Below are 22,910 nucleotides of genomic sequence, written 5' to 3'. Positions count from 1 at the left end.
TTTTTAAAATTATATTTACATTTAGCTTTTTTTTAACTATAATAATATTCAGAATATTTATTGTAGTCAATAAAAATTTTATAGATTCCAAATTATATTTTTGATTTAAAATGTCCTAAAAAAAGTATGAATATATATTCATACTTTTTTTTATTACATTATTGTTAATTTTTTGCTTATCAAGAATATCTAGACAATATATATTCTTTTCTAGTTAATTCGTATCTATCACATTTTATATACTTAACCTTATCATTTTCCATAACTTTTTTATTAAAAGTATTAACATATCTAAAGCCTAAACTTTCTAAAGACTTTCTTGTTCTTGGATTTTCTTCATAAGTTTTTGCAATTATCTTTTCTAAATTTAAATTCATAAACCCATATTTTAATGAGTTTTTAGTTAACTCAGTTGCTATGTCATTACCCCAATATAATGGATTTATACATATTCCTATTTCTGCCTCTTTATCTTTTTGAGATACATTATTTAATCCAATATTTCCTATTAACTTTTTATTTGTCTTATCTATTATTGCCCAGTGATTTACATATCCTTTTTTGTAACTATCAATAAAATAAGTTCTAATAAATCTTTTTGTCTGAGCTATTGATCTATGAGGTTTTATAGGTAAATATTTCACAACTTTCGCTTGGCTATAATATTCAAACATACTAGGTGCATCTTCCTGACAGATAGGTCTTAATATATACTTATCTGTTTCAATTATTTTCATTTGAGGGTATATAGATTCCTTCATAAAATTATACCTCCTAAATTTATATTAATACTATTTAATATGCTTAAATATATGTATGTGTTAAAAAAAAAGATATAAAATAGGTTTAACCTATTTTATATCTTTTTATTTTCTATGAAGTTTTGAGTATACTCCATCTTTTTCTATAAGTTCCTTATGAGTTCCTCTTTCTTCAATACCATTTGGAGTTAAAACAATTATTTCATCCGCATTTTGGATTGTTGATAGCCTATGTGCTACAACTAAATTTGTTCTATCTTTTCCTAACTCTTCTAAGGATTTTTGTATTTCATGTTCAGTTACATTATCAAGTGCTGATGTAGCTTCATCTAAAATCATGATTGGAGGATTCTTTAGGAAGATTCTAGCAATAGATATTCTTTGCTTTTGACCACCAGATAACTTTACGCCTCTTTCTCCTACATAAGTTTCATAACCTTCAGGCAATGTCATTATAAAATCATGAATTCTAGCCTTCTTACAAGCTTGTATGATTTCCTCATCTGTTGCATCAGATTTACCTATTATTATGTTATCTTTTATTGTACCTGTAAATAAAAATACATCCTGAGCTACTACCCCTATATTTTTTCTAAGAGAAGTTAAGCTTACATCTTTTACACTTATTCCATCAATTTTAATATCTCCCTCTTCAAAATCAAAAAATCTAGGTATAAGATTACATAAAGTAGTTTTTCCCCCTCCAGATGGACCTACTAATGCTACAGTCTTTCCGGCTTCAATAGATAAGCTCAAGTTTTTGAAAACTTCATTGTCATCTTCATATGTAAATGATACATTCTCAATATCTATATTTCCTTTTACGTTTCTTAGCTGAATAGGATCTTTAGCTTCTTTCTCGGTTTCTTCATTTATTATTTCTCTAAATCTTTCAAATCCAGTCATACCATTTTGGTACTGTTCTGTAAAGTTTATCAATTTTCTAATTGGTTGAATAAACATGTTTACATATAAAAGATATGCAGTAAAGTCTCCTAAGTTTATATAGTTCATGTAAGCAAAATATCCTGCAACAATTAAAACTACTAAATTTAATAAGTCAATGAATAAAAACATTCCTGAGAAATATTCGGCCATAACTTTATATGCACCTTCTCTGGCATGTTTAAATATATTATTAGATTCATTAAACTTATCTAATTCTTCTTTTTCAGTACAAAATGACTTAGTAACTCGCATTCCAGCTATACTATTTTCTAATGTGGCATTTACATCACCTGTCTTAACTCTAGTTTCCATGAAAGCTCTTCCCATTTTCTTCCTTTGAGTTATAGCAAATAAAATTATAAATGGTAAAATAGCAAACACTATTAAAGTTAATGGCACATTAATTCCAAGTAATATTAAAAATGATCCAATTAGCATTACCAATGATACAAATAAATCTTCTGGTCCATGATGTGCAAGTTCTGAAACTTCCATAAGGTCGTTTATAATTCTAGACATTATAACTCCAGATTTATTGTTATTAAAATATGAATTAGGCAATTTTTGTAGATGAGTAAAAACATAATTTCTCATATCTGCTTGCATTCTAACTCCTACAACATGACCCCAGTATTGCATAAAATAGTTTAACCCCGCTTTAATTATAAATATAACTAGTAAAGTAATAGCAAATACTATAAGCATTCTCAAATCTTTATTTGGAACTACATCATTCATTATATTTCTAGTTATCATAGGATAAACTAAATCACATAAAGCTACAGTAAAAGCAGCTAGTAAATCGAGTATAAACAACTTTTTATATGGTTTATAATATTTAATAAATTCTTTTAACATAAAATACCTCCACTTCTATTATATTATATACCCTAAATAAGCATATATAATATAATTTTATTAATTTTTTAAATTTAAAAAGTTGTATGATAATTCTTTAATATCATACAACTTTAAATTAAAAGCATTATTTATTTATAGATTTATTTATTTCATCTAACATAGTATTAGTTGACATAATGCCTCCATCGCTTAAGTACCATGAATATGTATCTAAATAAACTATCTTATTATCTTTTGCTACTTTCATATTGTTTATTAAATCATTATTTAAAATTTCTTTTGCTGGTTTTTGATTTTTATCAGCAGATATAACAGATTTATCTATAACAAACATGTAATCTGGATTTTGACTTGCCAAGTACTCAAAAGATACATCTTGACCATGATTTGCAGCTTCTATATTGTCATCTGTATTTTTAAACCCAAGGTTATTATATATAATTCCAAATCTTGAATCTTTTCCAAATACACTTAAGTTACCATCACTAGCCATTAAAGTAGTTGCACTATAATTTTTCTCTTTAACCTTTTTATTTATAGCATCTATTTTTTCATTTATCTTAACTAACTCAGTATCAACTTCTTTTTTCTTGTCAAATATTTCTCCTATTACCTCCATATTATGAGTAAAAGATTCCATATATTTTCCATCTTCCTTAGCTAAAGATATAGTTGGTGCTATCTTATTTAGTTTATCATAAAAACTATGTTGTCTTCCATTTATAATTATTAAATCCGGATTAAGAGAATTTATCTTTTCTAAATCAGGTTCCTTAAGACCTCCAACATTTGCATAATTTTCTCCTGAATATTTACTCAAATATCCTGGTATAGAAGATCCTTTAGCCGTCCCTATAACTCCATCTACACCTAAAGTTTCTATAGCATCTAATGCCGCATAATCAAATACAACTACTTTCTCTGGTTTTTTATGTACATCTGTAGTCCCTAATGCATGCTTTACAGATACTATATCATTTTTATTTGCTATCGCCTTTTCATTCCCTTTATTTCCAAAGAATAGTACACTTCCTACCAATCCTGCTATTACCAACCCTGCTACTACTGCTACTTTTTTATTCATTTTATGTCCTCCGAATAGATATTGATTATCTTTATCATTTATTTTTTAAAATTTTTTAGAAATAAACACAAATTTTATCTCCATTTATTTCTCTTATGTCAAATTCCATTTCATAAATATCTTCTAAAACTTCTCTTTTAATTATTTCATCTGTGCTTCCATGTCTTGCTATTTTTCCATTTTTTAAAGCTACTATATAATCTGAGTAACATGATGTATAGTTTATATCATGCATAACTAAAACTACAGTTTTCCCTAGCTCATCGCATAAATTTCTAAGTACCTTCATCATTTCAACAGAGTGCTTCATATCTAAATTATTAAGTGGTTCATCCAAGAATACATATTCAGTATTTTGAGCTATAACCATAGCTATGTATGCCCTTTGTCTTTGACCTCCACTAAGCTCATCTATGTATTTATTTTCTATATCATCTAATTTCATATATCTTATAGCTTCATCTATACACCTATTATCTTCGGAGGTTAATCTTCCTTCGCTGTGGGGATACCTTCCGAAACTAACAAGTTCTCGTATAGTTAATTTTAAATTTATGCTATTAGATTGTTTTAGTATAGCTAGCTTTTTTGATAGTTCTTTATTGTCCCATTCTTCTAGTCTTTTCCCATCTATTAAAACTTCACCACTATCTTTTTTTAAAATCCTAGTTATCATAGATAAAACGGTACTCTTACCAGCTCCATTAGGCCCTATAAACGATGTTATCTTACCTTTTTCAATATTAATAGATACATTATCAACTACATTTTTATTAGAATATTGTTTTGACAAATTAGTCACTTTTATCATTAGACTCTACTCTCCTTTAACAATAAGTATATGAAGTATACTCCTCCTATAAAATTTATAATTACACTTATTGTAGTTGTAAATGTAAATACTCGTTCAACTAAAAATTGTCCGCTTACTAGTGTTAGTATACTTATTAAAATAGATGCACATATTAAGTAACTATGCTTATATGTTCTAAAAATTTGTTTAGTTACATTTGTAACTAAAAGACCTAAAAATGTTATAGGTCCAACCAATGCAGTTGAAACCGAAACTAAAATAGCTACAACTATTATCATCTTTTTTACTACTTTATCATAATTGACTCCTAAATTTATTGCATGTTCTTTTCCTAATGATATTACATCCAAACTTTTTATATCATCATATATAAAAGGTACTAAAGCTATTATTATAATACCTGCTATAAATAATATATTCGTGTTAACATTTCCAAAGCTTGCATATAGATTATTTTGAAGTGCTGCATATTCATTTGGATCTATTACAACTTGCATAAAAGTAGACAAACTTTTGAAAAGAGTTCCAAAAATCATTCCAACTAGCAACAGGAAAAATATGTTATTGTTAGCTTTTTCAAATAACTTTTTATACAATATAAAAGATGCTATTACCATTACTGCTACCGAAAGTAAAAAATTATTACTTTTATTTGTTATCAATGTATTATCAACCCCAACAAGGAAAACTATTATGGTCTGAACCAATATGTATAGTGAATCTAACCCCAAGACACTTGGCGTTAAAATATTATTATTTGTTATCGTCTGAAATACTATTGATGAAAAAGCTATGCAAAATCCTGTTATAACAATAGCTATTAATTTAGGAATCCTTTGGTCCATAGCATATTCAAAATGTTCAAAACTCACACCTATTGTTAAAAATAAGGCTGAAAACACGGCTATCATCGCACCTATTATGTATAACTTTTTACTTAGGTTTAATTTTAAATTTTCTTTTTTATTTACGTTAACACTAGCTTGCATATGACTTCCTCCTTAATATCATAATAAGGAAAATTCCGCTTCCTAAAACCCCTACAGTAAGCCCTATTGGTATCTCATATGGGTATATAACTAACCTTGAAAATATATCACAAATTAAAACAAATATAGCCCCAAATAATCCTGTATGCCATATAGTATCTTTTAAGTTATCTCCTTTATAAATAGAAACTATATTTGGAACTATAAGTCCGATAAATGGTATGCTCCCTATAGTTATAACAACACTTGCTGTAACTATAGATACTATAATTAGTCCTGTATTTAAAACTTTTTTATAATCAAGTCCTAAATTTGTTGCAAAATCCTCTCCCATACCAGCTATAGTAAATTTATTAGCATAAAGATATGCAATTACTATAAGAGGAATAGTTATATACATCATCTCATAATTTCCTTTAAGTACCATGGAAAAATTTCCTTGCATCCAAGATGTTATATCTTGCATAAGATTATATTTATATCCTATAAAAGTTGTAGCTGAACCTATTATATTTCCAAACATAATTCCAACTAAAGGTACAAATACTGCATTTTTAAATTTTAGTTTTTTTAATATATTCATAAATGTAAAAGTTCCTGCTAATGCAAAAACAAATGAAATAATAGTTTTGCCTAATATCCCTGAGTTTGGTAAAACTAACATAGCAAATACCAATCCAAGTTGAGCAGAATCTATTGTAGATCCAGTAGTAGGAGATACAAACTTATTTCTACTTATTTGCTGCATTATAAGCCCACATATACTCATTCCAATCCCTGCAACCAGTATACTTATTAACCTAGGTACTCTACTTATTAAAAACACATCAATTTTTTCTTGGTTATAATTTATTAAATCTATCAGCTTTATGTCGTTTACACCTACAAATAAAGATATAAATGATAGAGATATTAACAAAATTAATAAGTACCTTTTTTTCATTTTTCTTCTCCTAACTTTTAAAAAATCATTAGTAAATGATAATCTTTTTATAGTCTAACTTAATAATAATGATAATTATTATCATTGTCAATATTATTTTGTAAATTTTCTTATAATTTTTTATTTTATAAAAAAAGGTACTAACATTTAAATGTTAGTACCTTTTTTTATAAAATAATCATAAAATTTGTCCAATTCCTTCATAGCCTTTTCTAGTATGCACCTACTAGTAGCTAAATTTATTCTTACATATCCATTTTCACTTTCAATAAATCTAGTTCCGCTTTCAAGTAACACCCCTGTTTCCCTGGCTAACTCTTCAACAAAGGTTAAACTGTCATTAACTTCATCTAACCTTAACCATACTAAATATCCCGCTTCAGGTATCATTATCTTTATACCTTTATTAACTAATGTATATTCTAAAATATTTAGATGTTCTTTAATTTTCGCTCTTAATAAATTCACCCAATTTTGCCCGTTCTCATAGCATGAAGTCATAAATTCATAACCTAATCTATTTATACCTAACTTATTTTTAGTAAATTCACATTGTACTTTATTATATATATCTTTATTTTTTATTAATAAATAAGAGCCACAAACTCCAGCTAAATTAAAAGTTTTATTAGGGGATGAACTTACAATTATATTTTCATATTCATTAACAAAAGTTATCATAGATACAAACTTTCTATCTAAAACCAAATCACTATGTACCTCATCTGATAATAAAATCAAGTCATATTTTTTGCATAAACTCACTATTTTTTTTAGTTCTTCATAGCTCCATACTCTTCCTGATGGATTATGAGGGTTACACATTAATATGCACTTTAAATTGTATTGAATTATATTTGCTTCTAATTTTTCAAAATCAATATAATATCTATTATTTTTTTCATCTAATTTTTGTTTTACTAAATTTAATCCGTTATTTTCTACAATATCTTTAAATGGACCATACACTGGCGTAAAAATTAAAACATTATCATTTTTACTTAGTAAGGCTTTCACTACTATATTCATAGATGCTAAAGTTCCTATTCCAGGTAAAATTAATTTTTTATCAATATCAATATCATTTAAATTCTTATACCAATTAACTATAGATTCATTAAATTTATCTAAAACATCAAAATACCCAAAGTCCCCATATTGAATCGTATTTATAAACTTCGATAAAATCTCATCAGGAAGTTTATAGTCCATATCAGCTATAAATAATGGATAATATGGAGTCTTATGATTTGGAAATCTCTTATTTATGTACTCCTTATTCCATTTTTTAGAACCATTTTCTTCTCTATATAATATATCTTCAAAATTATACATGCCTATACCTTCTTTTTGTATTTTTCTATAAATCTTTTTATAAGCATATCCATTGCTATATGAAAATTAAGTCTTGTATCAATATCTGCATCAGAATCTTGTGTACATCCTGTATATATTTTATACTTACACATTCTCTCAAATGTAGAGCCTCTTGTTTCTGTTATTAATACAACATCTATTTCCCTTAAATTTGCTTCAACCAAAACTTCTAATAATTCTGGAGTTTCTCCACTTCTTGAAAGTATTATTACTAAATCATCTTCTTTTTTTAGTATCTTGCTTGATAGCCTCATAAATCTTGAGTCATCGTGTTGTTCAGCTGGTATACCTAAAAGCTGTAATTTTATTTGGAAAATTTTACCTAGATAATTACTCATTCCCATACCATAAATATTTATCTTTTTACAGCTATTCATTTTATCAATTATTTCATCATTTATTGATTCAGATACTAAACTATAAGTGTCTATCATAAGATTTACAAAGTCATTATCCTTAACTGAACTTTCATCTATCTCATTTTCATTTTTTTTTAAATAATCATCTTTAAATTGTATAAAACTATCATACCCTAATTTTTCAGATAACCTGTGTACACTTGTATTGCTAACTAAAAATTCTTTTGCAATATTAGATATAGTAAATTTTTTATAAGTAAATTTACTTTTTCCTTCTAATAATCCTTGCAATAAATCTTTTTCTAATTTTGTTAAATGTTTTGCATTTAATGAAATTCTTTTATTTAAATTCATGTTACAACGACCACTCATCATCTTCAGAGTCTAAATCTGAATTATTTTCTTCTACTTCTAATTCTTCTTTTTTATATTGGTTATCCAGTGCTTTTACAAAAGGTAAGTAAATTGCAGTAGATGCTATTATAGCCAACAACTGAACTAAAGCTCCTTGCCACCCACTAACTAATAATCCGCTTATTATAGGTGGTGTTGTCCACGGTGCTATAACTCCATTAAACGGTAGCATAAATTGTAGCTTCATTGCTAAATAAGCTATTAATACAGATACTATTGGTGCTAATGTTACAGGTACTAACATCAATGGATTTAATATTATTGGAGTTCCAAATATAAGTGGTTCATTTATATTAAATAATGATGGTACCGCTCCTAATTTTGACATCATTTTTAGTCTTTGAGATCTTGCTACTATAAGCATAGCAACAACTAACCCTATAGTCATTCCCGCTCCACCTATTGTTGCAAATTGATCTATCATTTGTATTGTTCCTACATTTGCATTTTCAAATGTAAGTTGCCCTGCTTTAAATAGTTCTAAGTTTTCTATTGCATTTGCATTTAGCAAAGGATTAACTATAGAGTTAACTACTGTAGGATGTATCCCAAACCACCATAGTAGTCCATTTAAAGCTGCAACTATAGTTATAGCTTGTACTGATGAAGTTAAGCCTTGTAGAGGAACTTGTAATACTGTATATATAAAATCATGCATTGTAGTTCCCATAAATAAGAATACTCCATTTAATATTAATGAAATTAATACAACTATTGTTCCTGGGACTAATGCTGTAAATGATTTACTTACCATTTCAGGAACATTGCTTGGTAATTTAATTACTATTTTCTTATCAATTGCAAATCTATATATTTCAGTAGATAATATACTCATTATAATTGCCGTAATTACGCCTCTAGCTCCTAGCCACATCATAGGTATAACCTTATTTACAAATTCTCCACCCTCAGTTGTCATAGACTTAGGTGTTACTATCATATAAGCTACTAAAGATATTATCATTACAGATAAACTATCTAATTTATAATCTTCAGCTAATTTATAGGACAATGTACCTGCTAACATTACTCCCATTAAATCAAATGTAGCTCTATATCCTGGCTCTAAATAAGCCCCCCAGTTAGGGCCAAATATACTAGCCATAAAATCTGCATATCCATTTACCGGAAAATCTGCAATTAATAAAAATATTGATCCTATTATTGTAAGTGGCATTATAGCAAAGAATCCTGAACGTAGTGCTTTTATATAACGTAAATTTGAAAACTTAGCTACTTTAGGTACCATTTTTTCTTCAATAAATTGTGTTACTTTTTCCATGTTATCTCCTCCTGTCGAATTTTGCGAACGTTTTCTTTAAATTCATTTTAATGGAATTTTTTCTAATTGTACATTCCTTTTTACGGTAAATTTTCCATAATAATTATAGAATATAAATTAAGGATACTAAGTTTTAAATTAGTATCCTTAATTTATATATGCATAATATTTCTAAATTCTTTAATTTTACTTCTACTTACCGGTATCTCTTTATCTATTTCTTTTAACTTTAATATATAAGTACTATTAAACCAGGGTATAATTTCTTTAATTTTATCTAGGTTAACAATGTAAGATCTATGAGTTTTAAAAAATTGATTACTTGAAATACTTTTTGAAAACTCAGAAATAGAAGCCTTAACTTTATACTCATCAGATTTTGTATATACCACAGTATCTCTTTCTTTTGCCTCACAATAGTATATATCACTAAGTTTTAATACAACCATTTTCTCATCTTTCCATAAAGTTACAGTGTCATGATTATCTACTTTTTCTTCATTAAAATCTTTTTTAGATTCTTCACAATCAAGCTCACTATATTTTAGCTTTTTTAAAGTATTTATTATTCTCTGGTCTGAGTAAGGTTTTAAAACGTAGTCAAAAACTTCAAGTTCAAAAGCATCTACTGCATACTCTTTATAAGCTGTTATAAAAACTACTTTAGGCTTTGATTTAAACTTATTTATAGTTTTAGCAAGTAACATACCATCTAACATAGGTATATTAATATCTAAAAATATTACATCTACATTATTCTCTTGTATAAATTTTAATACATCTAGCCCATTTTCAAATTCATTTATAATTTCTATATCACTATGGTTTTTTATAAAGTATTTAAGTTCTTCTCTAGCTGGAAATTCATCTTCAACTATTATACAGTTCATTTTCTATCCTCCTATACTGAAAATTCTATTTTTGTTCCAGGATTTAGTTGTCTTATTGTTAAACCATTTCCATACATAAGTTTTATCCTTAGGTGAACATTATATAATCCAATTTTATTTTCTGGCATATTCCCACTTCTAACCTTTTTTATTATATCACTATCAATTGTAACTCCATCATTTTCTACACTTACTAAAGTTTTATTGTTGATGTTTTGTACTGTTATTTTAACTGTTCCTAATCCTCCGTTTGCTCTTATACCATGTATAATTGCATTTTCAACTAATGGTTGTATTATTAAACTAGGTATTTTAACATCTATATTTTCATCTATATCATAGATAACATTTAACTTATCTTTAAACCTCGCTTTTTCTATTTCAACATAAGCTTTAACTTGTTCTAACTCTTTAGTTATATCGATTGTGGTATCACTAAATTCCAAGTTATATCTTAAAAAAGTAGCTAAATTTATAATCAAATTTCTAGCTGTATCAGGATTAATTCTTATAAAAGATGTGATTGTATTTAATGCATTAAATAGAAAATGTGGATTTATTTGAGTTTGTAAAGCTTTTATTTCAGCTTTATTTGCTGCTTCTTTCATTTTTTCTACCTTAGAAACTTCCATCAATGTAGATATCATCTGGGATAAACCTATAGCTAATGCTTGTTGAGAATCTGTTATTTCTCTTTGCCTTGAATAATAAATCTTTAAAGTCCCTACCACTTCATTTTTTTCTTTTAATGGAATTATCATAGCAGTTTTTAATTGAGTTTTTTTATCTGCTAAATATTCTTCCTTATCTTCCTTTATGTATCTAATATTTCCACTGTATATACACTCTTTAGTTATATTACTTAAACTCTTAAATTTATTTTTAAAATATTCTTCACCTATTCCTACATAAGCAAGTACATTATTTTTATCTGTTATAGATACCGCATCTGCATCTATATCTTCTTTTATTATTTTACACACAGTATTTAAAGATTCGGTATTTATATTCCTAAAGTATGGAAGTGTCTTATTTGCTATATCTAATGCTAATTTTGCTTGTTGTGCAGCAATTTCTTCTTTTTCTCTTTTTAAGCTTTGAAGAATAGATATTAAAAAGCCTGTACCAATTTGACCTATAACCATAGGCAAATAAATGTAATGTACTATTAAATTGGCTTCACTATGTGGTCTAGATAAAACCAATATAAGTTCCATACTTATACTTTCAATAAAAATTCCACATATAATACCTATTATCCATTTTTTGTTGTTATCTATTTTATTACATAAGTATCCAGATATAATACCTGCTGTTATACTTGTTATAAGACATGGAAGTGATGTTATCCCATTTACATCTAAAAGGAATCTATGCAAACCTGCAATTAGGCCTGAAATTATGCCTACTACAGGTCCAAATAATAACCCTCCAGATACTATAGCAATATTTCTTACATTTGCTATAGACCCATTAACATCAATTCCTATATACGTACCTATAATAGCTATCACTGTAAAAATGCCTGAAATTACAATTAAATTTATTTTATTATTTTGCTCACTTTGTAATATTTTTCTAAAAAACTTAATTTTGCTTATTAAAATTAAAATTACTATTAAAAGGCTGGTTTTTTCCATTAAACTCAAAACTATACTCCATGTAGTCATAAAATACCTCCATAGATAAATTACACATATTCTAATTATATAATAGTATTAAAAAAGAGTATATATTTACTCTCTAACAAGTTGAAATTTAAACATTTTTTTAATTACAATTTCGTAACCCAAAGTAACAAGGGTGTAACTGTTATCGTAATTTTTTTTATGTTAATATTTAATTATAGAAAGACAAAAGAAATCATAAAAATAATAAATTATATAAAGAAAAGAGGTTTTACATATGAAAAAATCAATATTAGTTTTATCTATATTAGTTGGAGGTTTATTATTAATGAATCCTACTCCTGAAGTATCTTTCGCACAAGATAATAGTAAAACTTCTGTACAACAAGAACAACAAAAAACACTAACTCAAGCTGATGCACAGAAGCTTTTAACAAACTTTAACAATAAAGTTAATTATATATTTAAAGGAACTTCAGACAATTTTAAAGCTTTACAGGAAAAAGGTTTAAAAGGATATGTATTCTTACCAGATGTAGATACTGATATGGGATACTTTGTTGACCAAAATACATCTCAAATATACAACTTCCACCCAAGTGGATACTTAGAATTAATAAAATAATAAAAAGCCATGTATTAATACATGGCTTTTTTTATTTTACATAACATCTTTTATTACCCTTAAAGCATTTTTATAGTATATCTTCTCAATTTCATCTATCGTGAAACCTTCTTGTTCTAATTTAATTGCTAGTTTTCCCATCTCACTAACATCTTTAATTTCAACAGGGCAATCTATACCATCAAAATCTGAACCTAACGCAATTGATTCAATTCCACCTACATTTTTTATATGTTTTATATGTTTTACCATATCATCTATCATTGCCATTGACGTATTTCCAATAAATGCACTACAGAAGTTTATTCCTGTCACTCCACCTTTATTTGCTAAAACTTTAATCATATCATCAGTTAAATTTCTACTATGATTAGTTATAAATCTAGCATTAGAGTGAGTTGCTATAAATGGTTTCTTAGACATTTTAGCTACATCATAAAACCCTGAATCTGATAAATGTGATACATCTACAATCATACCTAATTCATTCATTTTTTCAACTACTTCTAATCCAAATGCTTTTAACCCTTTTTCTTTAAATTCCGGTCTAACATGAGGGTATCCTATTTCATTTTCATGATTCCAAGTTAATGTAATCATTCTAACTCCTAAATTGTAAAACTCTATTAATTTATTTATATCTCCTTCTAAAACTGCACCTTCTTCTATTGCTAATAATGCACTTATCTTATTATTTTTTTCATTTTCAATTATTTGTTTATAATTAGTTGCTAGATTTATTAAATCACTATTTAATTTAATTTCTTCATGAAATTTTTTTGCCATATCCATACAGTGCAAATAAGGATCTGTATGTTCATCAATATCAACATACAAAGCAAAGGTTTGTGCTAGACATTCACCTTTTATAAGCTTTTCTATATCTACACAATGTAAATTTTTGTTTAACTTATTATCATTTTTATCAACTAATAATCTATCTATTGTGTCGCAATGTAAATCTATAAATTTCACTATTCTTATCCCCCTATATTTTAATTTGCATATAGTAATATTATAGTTCTAATCACTATAAATAACCATATAAATCTTTATGTCATTTATTGATACTTTCCATACTATTTTATTGTATGAATAAACTTGAAAGACTAGTTATTATTAGCTATATTTAAAGTATAGATATAAATATTTTTTTAACAATTTAACCAATTAAATAGGAGGATTTTATGTTATTTGAATGTTTCTATTATCCAATATTAAATAATAATAAAATAATAAAATCTTGCGATAAGCTAAATGAATTTAATTTTGGCGATAAACTTCCAGTAAAAACACTTTATTACAACTATGGTGAAAATTTTATCATTTATCAAGGTGATGAGTTCTTTAAAGTTAAAGATAGCATATTATTAGATACTGTAAACCCTAAAGAGATTAATTTTCCTATAAATATTGTTTTTAATAAAGGTACTCAACTTACAATTAATTCACTAAAAGATCTAAATTCTATTAGATTAATTTTAAACGGTGAGTTTGAAGAAGAAAAAAACTTTGGAAGTTTATTCTTTTTATATAATAATCTAGTATATAAAATTAAGCACACTCAATATGATATATTATCTTTGCTTACCAATAGTTCTAGAGATTATATATTTATAAATGATGAACTAGATTTAAATACTCAAAATCTATTGATAGATTTGCATACAGTAAGAGATAAAATTTGCAATTTATTAGAAGAAAATAAAAAACTAATCACACAGTATATTAAATATATGAATTTTAATGATGATGATAATCTAACTAACTTATCTATATATAAATATTTCCCAAAAGATACAGAAGAGCATAAGGAGTTTTCAATTCAAACTTCTAAATGTAAAAATAAAAAATCTCATCCAAAAGATAAATTATACAAACTAATAAAATGTTGTAATTTAGATTCTAATATATTGGATTAAAAAAATACTAGGACTTATTAGTTTCTTTTAAGTCCTAGTATTTTTTGTTATAATGATTTAGCTTTTTTTATAAGTTTATTATAAACACTTATCATGTGTTTTTCATTCACATAAGATTCTATTTGATTCATACATATCCATTTAACGCCACTATTTTCATCTGCTTTTATATGTACTTTTTCACTTTCATCTGCTTCTAATATATAGGCAATAGATAGATGTAAATGAGCTGATACATATTTACCTTTTTTTACATGCGCACTTACTGGCAAAATTTCAATCGAGCATATTTCATTTGTTATAGGTCTTACATTTTTTAATCCTGTTTCTTCTCTAGCTTCTTTTATAGCTACATGTAATAAATCCGAATCTCCATCTGCATGACCACCTGTCCATCCCCATGAATTATATATATTATGATGAATCATAAGTACCTTATCTCTATTTTTATTTACTATAAATCCAGAACTAGTCATATGACAAAGTTCATTTTCTCTACTTAATATATTTTCATATTCATTAATGCATTTTAATATTAAACTTTTATCATTTATTTCTTGCTCATTAATAGGTTCATACTTTTTTATAACTTCTATAAAATTCATTTTCTCTCCTCCTTAACTATATATAATATATAATCATATTTAATGATAATAATCAAAGTAAAAGACTATCTCATCTGAGATAGTCTTTAATTTTACAAGTTAGCTAATATAATTCCAAAAGATGCCCCTAAAACTACCACGTCTAATATAGCTATTAATGTGTAAACTTTGCTTTGTTTTCTTTTAACATTTCCTATACATCTTGATATATTCATGCAGTTCATACCTCCTACAAAGTATTAATAGTATATATTATGATAATTAACAATTAATGACATCCTAATCCAATTATTTATTTTAAATTATTTAATATTATATCTGGTATTACAGCTAAATCTTCTGCATTAAAGTAGCTATTAATATTGTAATCAAATAATATATTTCCTTCAGCTTCAAATTCTTCGTCCCCATACCATAAAATAAATACAACATATATTTCATTTAAAAACCTTACTTTATAAGATATATCTCCCATGTCTAGTTTTTCAGCTTTAATTTTTTCCATGTGTTTTTTTAGTAAATTGAAATCATCCTTGTATTTATTTATAAAATATTTTATAGTTCTTGACTTAAAGTTTGAATAGTAAACATAGCCTCCAGCTGTTTCCTTATATGATAAATATATATTAGTTTGATTTTTATATATACCATTAATTAAAAATCTTATAACTAATATATTTAAAGATATATCTTCATTTAACTTTTTATTATTTTTATAAATCACTCCACTTGGATAATGAATATATATATTACTATCTAAAAATCTGAGCTTAAAGGTATTACTTTTATTATTGTAAAAAGAATTTGTTAGTTTTGATATCACTATTGGATTTAAAGACTTGAATTTCATGATTAAATTTTCTAAAACAAGTTTATAGTTACCTTCATTTAAATCATTTTTCATATTATCACCACTATAAGTTTTATTACTATATCATTTCTATATAGTCTATCAAATCCCCTTTAAAATAATGAATATCAAAAAAGCTACAACTATGTAGTTGTAGCTTTTTATTTATTTACGTTTAAGTTTTCCTGCTAACATTTGATATAACAGTCTAACTTCATTTACTCTAAAAATTATTATACTAACTCCATATACTATAGCTCCTAACCCTACAGATACTCCTAATTTAATTGCATCTTGGATGAACCCTGCACTTAAAATTCCATCAATCAGGTTATACGTAACCTTAGTTACAAGGGCCATTAAAAGAGCTGATATTATCGATTTTATTAAAACAGATATTATCTTCTTTCCTCCAAATGCTCCAATCTTCTTTCTTAAACTTACAGATAATAAAGCTATTGTAACAAGTGAAGATATACTAGTTGCAAATGCTAAACCTCCTAATTGCATGTTTGTAAACTTTACAAATGCTAAGTTTAACACTATATTTAAAATCATTGCTATTATTCCATTTATCATAGGTGTTTTTGTATCTTGTAATGAGTAAAATATCTTTCCTAAAATATCTCTTAGACCAAATCCTAACATTCCAACTGAATAGAATATTAATGCTATAGCTGTCATTTCAGTTGCTCTAGCATCAAACTCACCTCTTTGGAATAACAGTTTAACTATAGGATGAGCCAATATTATAGCTCCTACTGATATTGGTATAATTATTAAAATAACTACATTTATTGATGTTACTATAGATTGTTTAAATTTCTTTTTATTATTTTCTGTAGATAACTTAGAAAGCATAGGGTATATAACAGAAGATATAGAAACTATAAACATTCCCATAACAAATTGATTTAACTTAGTCGCATAGTTAAGTGCAGATATACTTCCTGCTACTAGTGTTGATGCTATAGTTCTATCAACAATAGCATTAACTTGTGTAACTGCAACTCCTATTAAAACAGGACCTATTAACCAAATCATTCTCTTTAAGTATGGATCTTTTAAATCTATAGTTGGTTTATATCTAAATCCATTTTTACGCGCAAACGGATATTGAAATATAAATTGTAGTGATAATCCAAATAAAGTCCCCCAAGGTAAAATATTTGGATTTATATAAACACTTGCAAATATAGAAACTATTATAAGAATATTGTATGGAACAGACATTAATCCAGGAATTACGAAGTTTCCTTTAACTTGTAAGAATGCCATCATTATATAACTAATTCCCAAAAATCCCATTCCAAGAATTAATACTCTTGTAAAATATATAGCATCTGTCAATGTTTTTCCTTCAAATCCAACTGCAAATAATTTAACTATAGGACCTGTAAATACAACTCCTATAACTGAAACAATCAAACACATCAAAACAACTATATTAAGTACATTATTTGTAAATTTAAGTGAAGCTTTCTTCCCGATTTTAGCATCTACATCACAGTAAAGTGGTATAAATGCTGTTCCTAGGGATGTCCCTATTGCTGAAAATATAACTGCGGGTATATTCATAGCTACTAAGAACGCATCACTTGTTCCACCTGCACCATACGCCGAAGCTAAGGCTAACTCACGCCCAAATCCTAATATCTTAGCTATTAATGTAGCAGCCATAAGACCTACTGCTGCTTTTGCAACCTTTGACATAAATTTCTCTCCTCTAAAAAATTATAAGTATAAATTAGTTATTTCCATATCTAGTCTATCTTATATATTATATATTTATTTTTATATAATTTGCAAATTTGTTTTTCTGACTAAATGTGGTAAAATTTTTAGTAGAGTATTATTATATACTAAAATTCGACTTTGTCCAAGGAGGTTTATTATGAATTTTAAAACTACATATCACTGCTTAGTATTACAGCTAGAAAATTGTACTGATGATTTATTATTTAACATAGCAACAAAAATAAGTAAACATAATTGTATGGTAAAAACTATCGACGTTGATGAGTATAATAGCGAAAAAACAATATCATTTATAAACCAAGATAATAAAGAACTTATACTTTATAAAACTGAAGATGTCATAAAATTATACTTCGACAATACTATGAAAAATATAGGTCCTGTATTTGAAATTTATAACGATATAATGGAATATATGGATTATATGGAAGTATTATAATAAAAAAAGGAGGAAATTCCTCCTTTTTTTATTATACTATTTTCTTGCTTCTAAGAACTTAGTTAAGTTATTTACTGTTGCCATATCACTTCTCTCTAAATCTGTAGGTTGAAGTGTTATTGATAATCTCTCTTCTATTTCAAGTAATACTTCTATTATTGCTAATGAATCTAAAAGACCTGCATCAAATAGATTAAGGTCTAAATCTTCTCTTATTTCATCACAACCTAAAACATCTTCAAATATTGATATAACTGTTTCTTGCATTTTTATTCCTCCCTATTTTAAGCAAAGTATCCTGAGAAAATTAATAATCCAAAGCATGCAATATGGAATGTTAAAACAATTTGCACAACTTCAAACCACTTTTCTTTTTTATGCTTTTTATAAAATTTTGATTTTTTTTGATATATATCAGTTAAAACAAGTGCTGCTCCTTGATATATTCCGTATACTATATAAAACCACGTTAATCCATGCCAAAATCCCATAACAATCATTGTTATCATTTGAGCAACATGTGATGCTGTAGCTCTATTTTTAAATCTTTTCTTTCTTATAGACGCAATTACATATCTTGAAAATATGTAATCTCCAAACCATCTAGAAAGACTTATATGCCATCTTGTCCAGAATTCCTTCATATCCTTACTTATGAATGGTTTATTAAAGTTATCTGGAGCCTTTATTCCAAATATATAACTTGTACCTACTGCAAATAAACTATATCCTCCAAAGTCAAAGAATAGATATAAACTATATGCATACATATAACTTAAGGCATGTCCAAAAGTTATTCCTGATGGTATTTTTGACATCCAGTACGTATTGACTAAAAATGCTATAACATATTTATATCCAATACCCATAAATATCTTTTTTATTCCAGGAATCAAATAATCATTTATATATTCATCTCTTGGTATTTTAGTTTCTAAATCTTTTTCAAACCTTCTTGATCTATCTATTGGCCCTGAACTTAATGTTGGGAAAAATAATACAAAGTAAAGCATTGTTGATATCTTTACCTCTTTTATTGCTCCATCATAAATTTCAATAACCATTTGTATTGTTCTAAAGTTTAAGTAAGATATTCCAATGAATCCTATAACACCAAAAGATGTGTATGGTGAAAGTTTATTTATTATAATAGGAGACATGGATGCTAATAAAAATATTCTATATACTAACTTACTATCTGTCTTCTTTCTTACATATTCATACCCTTTAACTACTATAACCTCTATTATTATAAAACCTATTAAAAATGATAAATGGACATTTACTCCTACAATTAAAAGTATCATAAATGCAGTTGCTATCATTCCATAACGTTTTATATTTTTACCACTTAATCCTAAAATTATAGCTGGTATTGCTGTTAATAGTAATATATAAAGATAAAAATAATCTCCATATTGTGAAAAAGTCATTAATTTTCCTCCATAAGTTTCTTTCTATCTATTTTTCCATTAATATTTGTTGGAAACTCATCAATTATTTTAATATTTCTTGGAATCATGTATGAAGGTATATATTTTCCTAATTCCTTTTTGATTATCATTCCATTTTTTATATTTCCTAAAGAGTTATCTTCTTTTAACTCTACAATACCTTTTAAGTATGCAATTTTTTCATTTTTATAAACAGGTAAAACTATTGCATTTTTTACATTATCAACTTTTCTTAAGTTATTTTCTATATCTTCTATTTCGATTCTAAATCCATTTAATTTTATTTGGAAATCTTTTCTTCCACAATAATATATATTTCCATTAAGCATATATCCCATATCTCCAGTTTTATATGCTCTATGCTTAACTCCATCAATTTCATCAAAATAAAATACTTCATCAGTTTTTTCTTTGTTATTAAAATATCCTTTAGATACAGATGGTCCTATAATTACAATTTCACCTTTTTCAGTGCCTTCAACTTCATTTCCATTTTCATCAACTATTTTAATTCTACAATTTTCCATAGGGTACCCTACTGGAAGGCTCTTTTCATCGTCAATTAATTCTTGTGACATGTCATTTACACTTACGCCTACTGTAGCTTCAGTTGGTCCATAACCATTTATAACTCTTGTATTTGGAAATCTATCTAGTAACTCTTGAGTTAAACTCTTAGGAAGAGCTTCACCTATAAATATCATCGACTCTAGTTTAGGTAACATATTACAATCAAAATCTTTTTCTGTTACACAAACTCCAGCAAATGATGGAGTTGAAACCCATATAGCCATGTCTGAGTCTTTAAATTGCTTAAATAATTCTTTGTAGTCAGCTAACACTTTTTTAGATAATGAAAATAATGTAGCTCCGTGGACTAATCCTGGATATATAGTTGTAACTGAAAGGTCAAATGAATATGCAGCTTGGTTCATTATTACCTTTTCACTTCCATCAATTTTTAAATAAGGGCTTATCCAATCTACAAAACTATCTAAGTTATTAGAACTTATTTGAACTCCTTTAGGCTTTCCTGTACTTCCTGAAGTAAATAGAATATATGCATTCTCGTCATCTTTTACCCAGTTACTTTTATCTATCGTCTTTCCTTCATATTTTTTTATTATTTCTTTTAATCCATTCTCATCAATTACATTTAATTCTCCAAAGTTTTCTTCATCACTAAAATTAAATACTACCTTAGGTTTAACCTCTTTCGTAACTTCAAATACCCTATCTAGAGGAAAGCTTATATCTAATGGTACATATGCTCTTCCTGATTTTAAAGCTCCTATCATACATGCCATTATAAGATTTTCTTTATTTCCATATATAACAATAGGTGTGTTTTCATCTTGGTATATGTCCTTTAAAAATAGTGCTATAGCTTCTGAATACTTATCTAAATCTTTGTAAGAAAGATTTTCATTATTGCATTTTAGCGCAATTCTATCTGTATCTGCGTATTTTTTTATACCTTCAATAATTTTCATATTAATCCTCCCTATTAAAACTCATTATATATAAATGGTAACTCTTTAAATGGAGTAAATGCCAATATTAATATAGCAGCAATTATAATTACTGTAAGACAAATACTCATCATTAGGTATTTATTGCTGGTTAAATTCTTTAAATAGTTTTTCACAAACATCTACCCATCCTTTCGTACCAAGGTGCATTACATCTCTTAAATAATATTTTTCAGTCTCTTTAGATCTAAGATCTATTACATCAAATCCTTCTTCTTTAGCCATTTTACCAGCCTTATTATAGAATTCATGACGCTCCTCACGAGATATTCCTGTTACATCGTAGAATTTATCCATAGCAGGTATCATTACAACTACAGGTTTAATTCCTAAGTCTTTACATACGTCTAATGTAAGTTGATAATCATAAAACTCCTTAGATTTTAATAAGTCTACGTTTTTGTACTTACCTCTTACTCTATCTAGATTGTGGCCAAAGTTCTTTTTATAATAAATTTTATCTATGCTTAAATCATTCTTTCCTACTCTTTTTTTAGCATCTTCTATAGCTTTTTCTTTTTCTTTTTCCCAATTTATAGGCTTGCTCGGTTTTTGCGCTTTTTTATCTGGTAATGTTACTAGCTTTTCATATAATAACCCTTTGCCTTTAAGAGAAACAAAGTATTTTCTACCTTCAAAGTAAGGTGCTAACAATACCTTTTCTACTTTAGAAACAGATGAATTTGAAGTATATAGCTTTGCATATACAGCTTCTGGTTTATACTCTCCCGCTCCAACTAATAACTTACTAGCTCTTTTTGCAAGCTTTAACTTATTTTCTTTTGATATATCAGGGTTATCTAAAAATGAATAAAACTGAACTGGAGAAAATCTAGTTTGGTAGTGATGTGGTGTAACTCCTTTTTTATCCATAAACCACTGCATTGAAACTAGTAAAACTACCTTTTTATCCTTAATATTTGGATTAACACTCCCTAAAATTGTTGCATCCTGTAAACTTTGAGTATATGCTCTACCTATTGTAAATACTCCATTTTTACTTCTATTTGTATTGAAATAATATGTAGGATGTTGTTTTGTAGAGTGTCCTAGCTCTGATGATCCTAGCATCATAATATCTTTTCGTTCTAAGAAGTAGTCATTTGCAATTACTCCTTTATCCTTGATATTACTTAAAGAGTCATTCATAATAGGAATTAAATCTTTCTCCTTTAATAACTCACTTATTTTAGTATCAAGGAATTTATTTAATCCAAATAAAAATATACCTCCTATTAATAGTGGTATAATGAAATAAATTAATTTTTTCATATTAATACTCCTCTAAATTGTACGTAATCTATAAATATATTATTACTTTAGAGGAATATATTCAATTACAATTTTGTAATTATATGCAATTATTTGTCTTTTT

The 22,910-nt window shown here is 26.7% G+C and carries 23 protein-coding genes; 3 read left to right on the top strand and 20 right to left on the bottom strand.

Annotation, left to right across the window (positions count from 1 at the left end):
- Positions 1-179: 179 nt before the first annotated feature.
- The 11 genes from ATCC9714_RS03340 to ATCC9714_RS03290 all read right to left on the bottom strand — a co-directional run bounded on the left by ATCC9714_RS03340 (position 180) and on the right by ATCC9714_RS03290 (position 12,392).
- Complete coding sequence (locus ATCC9714_RS03340; protein WP_021128878.1) at positions 180-761, bottom strand: GNAT family N-acetyltransferase; 582 nt, start codon at positions 759-761, stop codon at positions 180-182.
- A gap of 105 nt (positions 762-866) precedes the next feature.
- Positions 867-2,567, bottom strand: coding sequence for an ABC transporter ATP-binding protein (locus tag ATCC9714_RS03335; RefSeq protein ID WP_054631884.1), 1,701 nt, complete (start codon positions 2,565-2,567; stop codon positions 867-869).
- Positions 2,568-2,694: 127 nt separating this feature from the next.
- Entirely contained in the window at positions 2,695-3,654 is a 960-nt protein-coding gene (locus tag ATCC9714_RS03330) for a siderophore ABC transporter substrate-binding protein (RefSeq protein WP_057544447.1), read from the bottom strand.
- A 55-nt stretch (positions 3,655-3,709) separates the two neighbouring features.
- On the bottom strand, positions 3,710-4,465 hold the full coding sequence (locus ATCC9714_RS03325) for an iron ABC transporter ATP-binding protein (protein WP_057544446.1): 756 nt from the start codon (positions 4,463-4,465) through the stop codon (positions 3,710-3,712).
- Positions 4,465-5,457 (bottom strand): iron chelate uptake ABC transporter family permease subunit, encoded by a 993-nt coding sequence (locus ATCC9714_RS03320; RefSeq protein WP_055329583.1) that lies wholly within the window; start codon positions 5,455-5,457, stop codon positions 4,465-4,467. The genes ATCC9714_RS03325 and ATCC9714_RS03320 overlap by 1 nt, the downstream gene beginning before the upstream one ends.
- Entirely contained in the window at positions 5,447-6,400 is a 954-nt protein-coding gene (locus ATCC9714_RS03315) for an ABC transporter permease (RefSeq protein WP_057544445.1), read from the bottom strand. Before ATCC9714_RS03315 ends, ATCC9714_RS03320 begins: the two co-directional genes overlap by 11 nt.
- Positions 6,401-6,547: 147 nt before the next feature.
- Positions 6,548-7,735: a MalY/PatB family protein gene (locus ATCC9714_RS03310; RefSeq protein WP_057544444.1), complete on the bottom strand. Its 1,188-nt coding sequence runs from the start codon at positions 7,733-7,735 to the stop codon at positions 6,548-6,550.
- Between the two features lie 2 nt (positions 7,736-7,737).
- Positions 7,738-8,490: a MurR/RpiR family transcriptional regulator gene (locus tag ATCC9714_RS03305; protein ID WP_057544443.1), complete on the bottom strand. Its 753-nt coding sequence runs from the start codon at positions 8,488-8,490 to the stop codon at positions 7,738-7,740.
- A gap of 1 nt (position 8,491) precedes the next feature.
- Complete coding sequence (locus ATCC9714_RS03300; RefSeq protein ID WP_054631448.1) at positions 8,492-9,832, bottom strand: PTS sugar transporter subunit IIC; 1,341 nt, start codon at positions 9,830-9,832, stop codon at positions 8,492-8,494.
- A 152-nt stretch (positions 9,833-9,984) separates the two neighbouring features.
- Positions 9,985-10,722 (bottom strand): LytR/AlgR family response regulator transcription factor, encoded by a 738-nt coding sequence (locus tag ATCC9714_RS03295; RefSeq protein WP_057544442.1) that lies wholly within the window; start codon positions 10,720-10,722, stop codon positions 9,985-9,987.
- Positions 10,723-10,733: 11 nt separating this feature from the next.
- Positions 10,734-12,392, bottom strand: coding sequence for a sensor histidine kinase (locus tag ATCC9714_RS03290; protein ID WP_054631446.1), 1,659 nt, complete (start codon positions 12,390-12,392; stop codon positions 10,734-10,736).
- A 235-nt stretch (positions 12,393-12,627) separates the two neighbouring features.
- On the opposite strand from ATCC9714_RS03290, the gene ATCC9714_RS03285 reads away from it, so the two are divergent.
- Entirely contained in the window at positions 12,628-12,975 is a 348-nt protein-coding gene (locus ATCC9714_RS03285) for a hypothetical protein (RefSeq protein ID WP_021125279.1), read from the top strand.
- Between the two features lie 36 nt (positions 12,976-13,011).
- On the opposite strand, the gene ATCC9714_RS03280 is transcribed toward ATCC9714_RS03285, so the two are convergent.
- A complete protein-coding gene (locus ATCC9714_RS03280) occupies positions 13,012-13,950 on the bottom strand; it encodes a dipeptidase (RefSeq protein ID WP_057544441.1) in 939 nt (312 codons plus the stop codon).
- A gap of 212 nt (positions 13,951-14,162) precedes the next feature.
- Here ATCC9714_RS03280 and ATCC9714_RS03275 point away from each other — a divergent pair, with 212 nt between their 5' ends.
- A complete protein-coding gene (locus ATCC9714_RS03275) occupies positions 14,163-14,897 on the top strand; it encodes a hypothetical protein (RefSeq protein WP_054631444.1) in 735 nt (244 codons plus the stop codon).
- 47 nt (positions 14,898-14,944) lie between these two features.
- Here ATCC9714_RS03275 and ATCC9714_RS03270 read toward each other — a convergent pair whose 3' ends face one another.
- The 4 genes from ATCC9714_RS03270 to murJ form a co-directional block, all read right to left on the bottom strand.
- A complete protein-coding gene (locus ATCC9714_RS03270; RefSeq protein WP_054631443.1) occupies positions 14,945-15,502 on the bottom strand; it encodes an NUDIX hydrolase in 558 nt (185 codons plus the stop codon).
- A 92-nt stretch (positions 15,503-15,594) separates the two neighbouring features.
- Positions 15,595-15,717 (bottom strand): hypothetical protein, encoded by a 123-nt coding sequence (locus tag ATCC9714_RS17665; protein WP_021125285.1) that lies wholly within the window; start codon positions 15,715-15,717, stop codon positions 15,595-15,597.
- Positions 15,718-15,794: 77 nt separating this feature from the next.
- A complete protein-coding gene (locus tag ATCC9714_RS03265) occupies positions 15,795-16,406 on the bottom strand; it encodes a DUF3786 domain-containing protein (protein WP_057544440.1) in 612 nt (203 codons plus the stop codon).
- Between the two features lie 111 nt (positions 16,407-16,517).
- Positions 16,518-18,065: a murein biosynthesis integral membrane protein MurJ gene (murJ, locus tag ATCC9714_RS03260; RefSeq protein ID WP_021128894.1), complete on the bottom strand. Its 1,548-nt coding sequence runs from the start codon at positions 18,063-18,065 to the stop codon at positions 16,518-16,520.
- Positions 18,066-18,246: 181 nt separating this feature from the next.
- Between murJ and ATCC9714_RS03255 the strand changes: the two genes are divergently transcribed.
- A complete protein-coding gene (locus tag ATCC9714_RS03255; protein ID WP_021128895.1) occupies positions 18,247-18,549 on the top strand; it encodes a hypothetical protein in 303 nt (100 codons plus the stop codon).
- A gap of 36 nt (positions 18,550-18,585) precedes the next feature.
- Here ATCC9714_RS03255 and dltC read toward each other — a convergent pair whose 3' ends face one another.
- The 4 genes from dltC to dltD form a co-directional block, all read right to left on the bottom strand.
- Positions 18,586-18,816: a D-alanine--poly(phosphoribitol) ligase subunit DltC gene (gene dltC, locus ATCC9714_RS03250; RefSeq protein ID WP_021125290.1), complete on the bottom strand. Its 231-nt coding sequence runs from the start codon at positions 18,814-18,816 to the stop codon at positions 18,586-18,588.
- A gap of 17 nt (positions 18,817-18,833) precedes the next feature.
- The gene (gene dltB, locus ATCC9714_RS03245) at positions 18,834-19,982 is read right to left on the bottom strand and encodes a D-alanyl-lipoteichoic acid biosynthesis protein DltB (RefSeq protein WP_055329608.1); all 1,149 of its coding nucleotides are present in this window, start codon (positions 19,980-19,982) and stop codon (positions 18,834-18,836) included.
- Positions 19,982-21,496, bottom strand: coding sequence for a D-alanine--poly(phosphoribitol) ligase subunit DltA (dltA, locus tag ATCC9714_RS03240; RefSeq protein WP_021128897.1), 1,515 nt, complete (start codon positions 21,494-21,496; stop codon positions 19,982-19,984). The genes dltB and dltA overlap by 1 nt, the downstream gene beginning before the upstream one ends.
- Positions 21,497-21,616: 120 nt before the next feature.
- The gene (gene dltD, locus ATCC9714_RS03235) at positions 21,617-22,807 is read right to left on the bottom strand and encodes a D-alanyl-lipoteichoic acid biosynthesis protein DltD (protein ID WP_057544439.1); all 1,191 of its coding nucleotides are present in this window, start codon (positions 22,805-22,807) and stop codon (positions 21,617-21,619) included.
- Between the last annotated feature and the right edge of the window lie 103 nt (positions 22,808-22,910).

It is taken from the genome of Paraclostridium sordellii (assembly GCF_000953675.1).
Lineage (GTDB): Bacteria > Bacillota > Clostridia > Peptostreptococcales > Peptostreptococcaceae > Paraclostridium > Paraclostridium sordellii.
Note: the sequence above shows the minus strand (reverse complement) of the source record. Positions and strands in the feature narration are given on the sequence as shown.